Below are 8,485 nucleotides of genomic sequence, written 5' to 3' on the forward strand. Positions count from 1 at the left end.
ATAGATATGGCTATCAGTAATTTAGTCAAGGCAATTCTACGAAAAAAAACTAATACTTTGCGTTTTTATGCAACTTTATTTTAAAACACGCTAAAAATTAGCTGATATAGATATCATTTACCTATTATCACTTAGAGAAACAGCAAAAAATCAACAGCTTATATTTTATTTTGCGGTTTATTTCTACCGATCGCCATTAATGAAGGCGTTAGAAATGAAGCGACTCCGATTAAGAAGCATAAGATGCCGGCAATAATAAAGGCATTTGCTACGCCTATGTTATCTGCGATGTTTCCGGCAAACAATAAGCCGATCAAACTTGGCAGTATGGCGAAGCTAAAATACAAGGAGAATACTCGTCCTAACATGTCGGGCGCGATCTCCTCTTGTATGATCGTCATGAACGAAGCGGAGAAAATAGACATCGCCATCCCCCCTAAACCGGTAAGTACAGCAAACACAATAAATAGATTCGGGCTAAGAATTCCCGAAACAACGAACGTGAATCCCAACAGCATGTGCATCGTGTTGACCATGATTACCTTTCTAATCTCTACTTTGAAAGCCGATAGCAAGGACCCGCCGACCAGCATCCCGACACCCCAGACGATTTCTACAACACTCATTTCAAATTCAGCCCCCTTGAAGTGATCGATGGTTAACAAAGGGAACATGATGGCAACTGGCATAATCCCCACCGTTGCCAACATCGAGTAGAGGAACATTCGGTTTAGCCCTTTATTTTGATGAATAGCTAAAAAGCCAAGTTTTAAGTCCCGCCAAACTTGTTGTATGGAGCCGGAAACCTTCGTCTTGACATGCGGAATGCTAACGAATAATAAACTAGTAATGGCGAGAATCGCCCCAATAATATCCAAATACAATACTTTATTGATTGGAAAGGATGCAATTGCCAGTGCACCCATGGCAGGTCCGGCGATCTGGCTTATCGACTGCAACATTTGATTGACTCCTGATACACGCAATAATTGGTCCTCAGGAACTAGTAAAGGAGCGATAGCCTGCATCGCCGGAGAATGAAAAGCAGACCCCACCGATCGCAATGCCATGATCAAATAAACCAACTCCAGATGGATAGCACCTTCGCGAAGAACAAAGGTCATCAGGAAGGTACAAAATGCAATAAATGCATCAGCAAAGATCATCACCTTTTTACGGTTCCAACGATCAATATAGACGCCCGCAAAAGGGCCGATAATAGCTTGAGGTAATAAAGCAGCGATAGCCGAATAGGCTAAAATCTCCGCTGACTTGAACTCGATACTTAACCAAATAACAACTGCAAAATTAACTGCCGAACTCGTTAGCAAAGAGACAAACTGCCCAGCCCATATAAATAGATAGGTTTTAACCCAATTCTTCTTTTCCATAAAATATAAATGATATGATTATACAACTCCAGTCGCGGAGTACAACTAAATAATAAATAGAGATGCTTAAGACTAGTTATTTAGTCCAAGCTCTAAAGGCATATGTTGTATAATTAAATGCTAGCATAGCACAAAAATAAAATATTCCCTCAAATTAACAAGCCTTTTACATTCTGTACCGGATTACTTTTGTCTAAAATGCAATAAAAAAAAAGCGTCTAAGATTTCTCCTAAACGCTTTCTATACTAAAACTACACTACTATTAGCTTTCCAATCCTCTGGCTACTAATTCTTCTACATAATGCTTAATTGTATCATTTGAGAACTTTGAAGTTACATCAAATGCGAAAGCATGTACTAATAGAATACGAGCAGAGTCTTCCCCAATACCGCGAGCACGCAGATAGAACAATGCTTCGTCATCGAACTGACCCATGGTACAGCCGTGAGAACATTTTACATCATCTGCAAAGATCTCTAATTGAGGCTTGGTAAATACGGTAGACTTCTCACCGATCAACATGTTGTTGTTCTGCTGGAAGGCATTAGTTTTCTGTGCATCTTCGCGCACGAAAATCTTACCATTAAATACTGCTGTGGCCTCTTCTTGAGGAATATTTTTATACCATTCGTAAGATTCACAATGAGGTTTCATGTGATCTACGATCGTATGGTTATCTACAAATTGTTTCTTATTTAACAAGTTTATACCGTATAAATGCGACTCTACCTGCTCTGCATCCAAACGAATGTTGATATCATTGCGAACAAATGCCGGGCCTGGGAAAGTACAGTTATAGTTATTATATAAACTATGCTTTTCTTGGTAAACCTCTGTATGGTTGATATAATGGCCAGACTCAGCTGCTAACTGCAGGTAATAATGTTGAATCTTTGCATTCTCTTCCGCTACAATCTCTGTTACCTCATTGTTTAAATTGCTTGCTGAATTTGCTGCTGTGATATAGCTCTCAACGATCTCTATCTCGGCATTGGGTTCAACTACAATTAAGTTTCTTGTTTGAGCAAAGAAGTCTTTACCACCAGTTGCAACATGTACAATGTGCAAAGGTTTAGAAACCACTTTATTCTTAGCTACCGAAATATAAACTCCCGATGTATGTAATGCTGTGTTCAAAGCCACCATCGCACTGTCAGTTTTATCCGCGTGCTGTGCGAAATGCTTTTGGAAGTTCACTTCATCCTGTGCGTCTTCGATAGACTTTACAGTCAAACCAATTTCATCTTCCAACGAAGAGAATGCCAGTACATATTGGCCATTGACCAATACAATACGGTGTGCATCCAATCCTGGAATATCGGCAGCATCAAAGTCTAAATTCGCAACATCCACATCCTCATTCAAAAGATAAGTCTTGTTAACCAAGTTGTGGATATTCGTATATTTCCAATCCTCGTTCTTAACCGTTGGGAACCCCAGTTCTTGAAAGCGTGCAAAAGCATCTTGTCTGATCGACTTAACAGCCGATGACTCGTTGCTAGCTTCCAATTCCTGAAATGTTGCAGTCAACTGTTGGAATAAGGAGTTTGCTACTAGTGTGCTCATGTTATTTGTTATCAATCCGCTCATTACCTCTTTTTTAATTCCTTCCGGTTAGGCGTTCTGCGTATCTAATTCTTTTAACCAGTCGTAACCTTTTTCTTCTAACTCTAAAGCCAATTCTTTTGGACCCGATTTCACGATACGTCCATCGTACAACACGTGTACAAAATCCGGAACGATATAATCCAATAAACGTTGGTAGTGTGTAATCACTACGAAAGCATTATTTTCCGATCGCAATTGGTTAACGCCATTTGACACAATACGCAATGCGTCAATATCCAAACCTGAATCTGTCTCGTCCAAGATTGCTAACTTCGGATTCAACATCGCTAATTGGAAGATCTCATTACGCTTTTTCTCACCACCGGAGAAACCTTCGTTCAAAGAACGGTTCGCTAAGTTCGCTGAGAACTCAACAAGTTTCTGTTTATCCTTAACCGTTTGCAAAAACTCCTTAGCCTCCATTGGCGGAAGTCCTTTGTACTCACGGATATCGTTTACCGCAGTTTTAAGAAAGTTGATGTTCGAAACACCAGGGATTTCAACAGGATATTGAAAAGCTAAGAACAGACCTTCACGAGCGCGGTCTTCCGGTGATAGATCTAATAAATCAACACCATCTAACAATACTTGTCCGCCAGTTACTTCGTATGTATCACGTCCTGCAAGAACATTCCCTAAGGTACTTTTACCAGCACCGTTCGGGCCCATGATCGCATGAACTTCTCCTGCTTTAATCTCTAAGTTTAACCCCTTTAATATTTGTTTGTCTTCAACAGACGCATGCAAATTTTTAATGCTTAACATATTCTTTCTATTGCGTATTTTGACTGGGATATCACATCCCAAGCATGTACTTCTAAAACTTTATTAACCTACAGAACCTTCTAACGAAATAGCTAGTAATTTCTGCGCTTCAACAGCAAACTCCATCGGTAATTGGTTCAACACCTCTTTGGCATAACCATTCACGATTAACCCTACGGCTTTCTCCGAGTCAATACCACGTTGATTTAAGTAGAATACTTGATCCTCGCCAATCTTCGACGTCGTAGCCTCGTGCTCTAGCGTTGCTGTTTTGTTTTTATTTTCGATATATGGGAAAGTGTGTGCTCCACAACGGTCACCGATCAATAAACTATCACATTGTGTAAAGTTTCTTGAGTTATCCGCGTTCGGACCAATCTTCACTAAACCTCTATAGCTGTTATGGCTCTTTCCGGCAGAGATACCTTTCGAAATAATCTTCGAACGTGTATTCTTACCTAAGTGAATCATCTTTGTACCGGTATCAGCAACCTGCATGTTACGTGTCATAGCAACCGAGTAGAATTCGCCTACAGAGTGGTCTCCTTTTAGGATCACACCAGGATATTTCCACGTAATCGCCGAACCTGTTTCCACCTGCGTCCAAGAGATTTTTGAGTGATCGCCTTTACAGATACCACGCTTAGTAACGAAGTTGTAAATCCCTCCCTTACCATCCTTGTCTCCAGGATACCAGTTCTGAACCGTAGAATATTTAATCTCCGCATTGCGAAGAGCGATTAATTCTACAACAGCAGCGTGTAATTGATTTTCATCACGCATAGGTGCTGTACATCCTTCCAAATACGAAACATACGAATCCTCATCGGCGATGATTAATGTACGTTCGAATTGTCCGGTGTTTTGCGCATTGATACGGAAATAAGTCGATAGCTCCATCGGACAGTGTACCCCTTTAGGGATATACACGAAAGATCCGTCGGAAAATACCGCTGAGTTCAACGCTGCATAAATATTATCAGTCTGTGGAACCACAGTACCTAAGTATTCTTTTACTAATTCAGGATGCTCTTGAACAGCTTCTCCAAATGAACAGAAAATAACGCCTTTCTCTTTCAACTTCTCACGGAACGTAGTTTTTACAGATACCGAGTCAAACACAGCATCTACAGCAACCACACCTGCTAAAATCTTCTGCTCATCCAATGGAATCCCAAGCTTCTCGAAAGTTGCTAATAACTCCGGATCCACCTCATCCATACTCTCCAATTGCTTTTTAGGCTTCGGTGCAGCATAGTAGGAAAGATCTTGGAAGTCTACTTCAGGATTCTCAAAGTTTTGCCAAGTAGGCATTTTCATAGTTTGGAAATGACGAAATGCTTTCAATCTCCATTCCAATAGCCATTCAGGTTCATTCTTCTTTGCTGAGATTAAACGAACGGTATCTTCATTGAGCCCTTTTGGCGCAATATCCATCTCGATATCCGTCGTAAATCCGTACTTATATTCTTCGAGCTCTAACTCTTTTAATAAATCGTCGTCTTTGGTGCTCATATCGCTTTCACTTAATTATCGAGGCTTTTGCCCCCATGTTTTGAATGGCAAAGTTACGACTAAAAAAGCATAAAACAGTAGACTTTCTACGCTCACAACGCACATTCATAGAAAAAAAATGACAAATATCATTTATTTTGCCCCTAAAGCATTTTTACCAAAAATATTATGACAATGACGTGATTAATATAATTAAAAACAATATCAACAACCGTCGTGTATAAGAGAAATCTATTGCAGTAATGCTTATAATCGTTAAAAAAACAATTTGCCAAATAAACCAAATTTAATTTTGTACATTTATCTTTCTAATACAAATTTGAAAAGCCTATGTCGTACCAACCAGACAAAACGGATCTAAAAATTCTGAAGCTATTACAAGAGAATGGTAGGATTACCAATTTGCAACTAGCAACCAATATTGGACTGTCGCCAGCCCCTACCCTAGAACGCGTAAGAAAGCTTGAAAACTCCGGATTCATAAAGAGTTATCATGCGTTTGTCGATGAGGAAAAGCTAGGCTTAGGCATCAAATCATTTATACAGATATCCTTAGACTTTCATACCCATAATGCGATCCCTGAGTTTGTAGAAGCAGTACGTGCTATTCCTGAGGTTACTGAATGTCACCACGTGACAGGTAACTGCGATTTCATGTTGAAGGTGTATGTTAAAGATATCAAGGCATATGAAGCCGTTATCATGGAAAAGATTTCAAAAATCCCTTTCGTTAAGACGTTTCAAACCATGATGATTATGTCTACCAGTAAAAAAGAGCCTATCGTGCCATTGGAATACTAGCGAACGAATGAGTTACAAAGATTTTGCTATTATATTAACTTGGCCCGATGCGACCATCCGAGGAGATGAAAAATGGATGATGTTTTTCAAGAAAATCGGCTTGGTCAAAAATCTAAACTTCAAAGTTGGGCATACCGGTGTGGTCATTGTTGACCATCACTCGGGCGAGATGTTGTTTTACGACTTTGGTCGTTATATCACTCCTCGCGGTTATGGACGTGCAAGATCGAAAGACTCAGACCCTAAACTCAACATTCAACTCAAAGCTGTTGTCGAACGCAATAAGATTAAAAACATCGATCAGATCGTCGAATATTTTGAAGATATGAAGCCCGCCATGTACGGAGAAGGCCGCCTATTCTTCAACATCGTCAGTGACATCGACTTTCACCAAGCCAAGGCTTATGGGGATTATTGCGTCGAACAAGGCACATACCCCTACGGCGCGGTCGCCAAAAACAACAACAACTGCTCGCGCTTCATCACGCGAATGTTGATGAAAGCGTCTGATAAATACCATTATTGGCACGGGATCAACCTGCCGGAAACTATCAAAGCTAGTCCTATAAGCAATGTTGTCAACGCAAACAAAGACCGCATTGTTTATAGTTACTCACCCACAGACGGTCTGCAAAGCTTCCGCATGAATAGATGGCAATCCTTCGGATTCCTATTGAAACAATTGGGTGATAATGTATTCCGAAATAAAGCAAATCAACTGCCGACCGACTTGATAATCGGCGCAATGGCGTTCGGTTCAAAACCAATCACCGTCCCAAAACACGCTAAGTACTTAGGAGGCGTCGGTGATGGCGCCTGGTACTATCTCAACCAGCGCAACGACTTCAATGTTGAAATAAGTCGCTATACTACGCAAGGCGAATTAGAATATGTGGTATTAGGTGAATCGACAGAACCTATCCGCTTATCGGAGGAGTGGGAAATATCCTATGATAGTCATCTCCTCTTCACTCACATTACCCAACACGGGCGCAAAATCCGCATCAAGCACCTTCAGCAACTTCCGCTAGAGGAATTCAAATTTAAAAATCTACAAGAAAGATACGCTTAGACTTGCCAGTCGATAGGTTCTAGCTGATGATGCTTTAAAAACTCATTGGCCTGCGAGAAATGGGCACTCCCAAAAAAGCCACGATACACTGACAAGGGTGATGGATGCACCGCTGTTAGAATCAAATGCTTGTTAGCATCGATTAATGCTGATTTCTTAATCGCATAGCTCCCCCACAGCATAAACACCACATGTTCTTTTTTATCCGATATCTCTTTGATAATCGAATCTGTAAATTGCTCCCAGCCACGCTTCTGATGCGATGCTGCTTCATGCGCACGAACCGTTAGGGTGGCATTTAACAATAAAACACCCTGCTCTGCCCATTTGGTTAAATCACCATGATTCGGATAGGTGAAACCCGGGATATCAGTGACCAATTCCGTATAGATATTCTTTAGGGAAGGCGGAAGAGCCATGCCTTTCGGCACGGAGAACGACAAACCATGTGCTTGTCCATCATTGTGATAAGGATCCTGTCCCAGAATCACCACTTTAACGTTTGAAAGGGGAGTCAATTTGAAAGCATTAAAGACCAATTCGTTCGGAGGGAAGACCTTATGCAAGGAACGCTCATTTTGCACAAAAGCCGACAAGGCTTTCATCTTTTCTGTTGCAAAGAGTGGTTTTAAGATTGGGTCCCAAGTGGAATCAAAACGTTCTGACATGTTTTACTGTTATTATTTCGAATTTTTACCGTCGACATTTGTAAGAGACAGCAAATTAACGGATATTTGCAAACTTACAGTATAATGTATAATTATGTCAAATATTGTTCGAATTATAATTTGTAGTTTATTGGTGATCGGCACGGTGGCGTTGTTTTGGATTGGCCAATGGGGTTGGGGAATTCTAGCCATTTTGATAACAATCCTTGCTTGGGTGACCGTATTCTTCAACGAGAAGATGTTACTAGCACAATGGTTCCTAAGAAAAGAACGCATGGACAAAGCAGAAGCATGGTTGAAAAAGATCAACAACTATGAAAAAGAGCTTATCTCTGCTCAACATGGTTACTACCACATGTTATTAGGATTGATCGAGTCGCAACGCGCACCATTACAATCGGAAAAATACTTCAAGAAAGCCCTTTCGATGGGACTTCATATGGATCACAACGTGGCACTCGCGAAGTTAAGCTTAGCAGGTATTGCCATGGCAAAACGCAATAAACGCGAAGCCGAAAAACTTCTTGCCGAAGCGAAAAAAGCAGATAAAAACAAACTCCTTGAAGAGCAGATCAAAATGATGAAATCTCAAATGGGAATGATGGATAAACAACAATTCCGCTATTCTAGGTAGATGTTAGAGTTTAGACATTAGATTTTAGA

General features: G+C 40.5%; 8 protein-coding genes. 3 read left to right on the forward strand and 5 right to left on the reverse strand.

The window, feature by feature from the left end; translation table 11 throughout:
* Positions 1–158: 158 nt before the first annotated feature.
* From B2400_RS02255 to sufB, 4 genes are all read right to left on the reverse strand, one after another.
* On the reverse strand, positions 159–1,391 hold the full coding sequence (locus B2400_RS02255) for an MFS transporter (protein WP_149527378.1): 1,233 nt from the start codon (positions 1,389–1,391) through the stop codon (positions 159–161).
* Between the two features lie 263 nt (positions 1,392–1,654).
* Positions 1,655–2,959: a Fe-S cluster assembly protein SufD gene (gene sufD, locus B2400_RS02260; RefSeq protein WP_293930537.1), complete on the reverse strand. Its 1,305-nt coding sequence runs from the start codon at positions 2,957–2,959 to the stop codon at positions 1,655–1,657.
* 48 nt (positions 2,960–3,007) lie between these two features.
* Complete coding sequence (sufC, locus tag B2400_RS02265; protein ID WP_149527380.1) at positions 3,008–3,766, reverse strand: Fe-S cluster assembly ATPase SufC; 759 nt, start codon at positions 3,764–3,766, stop codon at positions 3,008–3,010.
* Between the two features lie 63 nt (positions 3,767–3,829).
* Positions 3,830–5,281, reverse strand: a complete 1,452-nt coding sequence (sufB, locus tag B2400_RS02270; RefSeq protein ID WP_149527381.1) for a Fe-S cluster assembly protein SufB — start codon at positions 5,279–5,281, stop codon at positions 3,830–3,832.
* Between the two features lie 330 nt (positions 5,282–5,611).
* Here sufB and B2400_RS02275 point away from each other — a divergent pair, with 330 nt between their 5' ends.
* Together B2400_RS02275 and B2400_RS02280 are read left to right on the forward strand one after the other, a co-directional pair.
* Complete coding sequence (locus tag B2400_RS02275) at positions 5,612–6,082, forward strand: Lrp/AsnC family transcriptional regulator (RefSeq protein ID WP_093101265.1); 471 nt, start codon at positions 5,612–5,614, stop codon at positions 6,080–6,082.
* Positions 6,083–6,089: 7 nt separating this feature from the next.
* Complete coding sequence (locus B2400_RS02280; protein WP_293930540.1) at positions 6,090–7,154, forward strand: DUF6695 family protein; 1,065 nt, start codon at positions 6,090–6,092, stop codon at positions 7,152–7,154.
* Here B2400_RS02280 and ung read toward each other — a convergent pair.
* Positions 7,151–7,822 carry a uracil-DNA glycosylase gene (ung, locus tag B2400_RS02285; RefSeq protein ID WP_149527383.1) on the reverse strand — a complete coding sequence of 224 codons (672 nt, stop codon included), beginning with the start codon at positions 7,820–7,822 and terminating at the stop codon, positions 7,151–7,153. The genes B2400_RS02280 and ung overlap by 4 nt on opposite strands.
* 94 nt (positions 7,823–7,916) lie before the next feature.
* On the opposite strand from ung, the gene B2400_RS02290 reads away from it, so the two are divergent.
* A complete protein-coding gene (locus B2400_RS02290) occupies positions 7,917–8,456 on the forward strand; it encodes a tetratricopeptide repeat protein (protein WP_260044147.1) in 540 nt (179 codons plus the stop codon).
* The last annotated feature ends 29 nt before the right edge of the window (positions 8,457–8,485 follow it).

The organism is Sphingobacterium sp. UBA6645 (genome assembly GCF_002455685.1).
Taxonomy (GTDB): Bacteria; Bacteroidota; Bacteroidia; order Sphingobacteriales; family Sphingobacteriaceae; genus Sphingobacterium; species Sphingobacterium hotanense.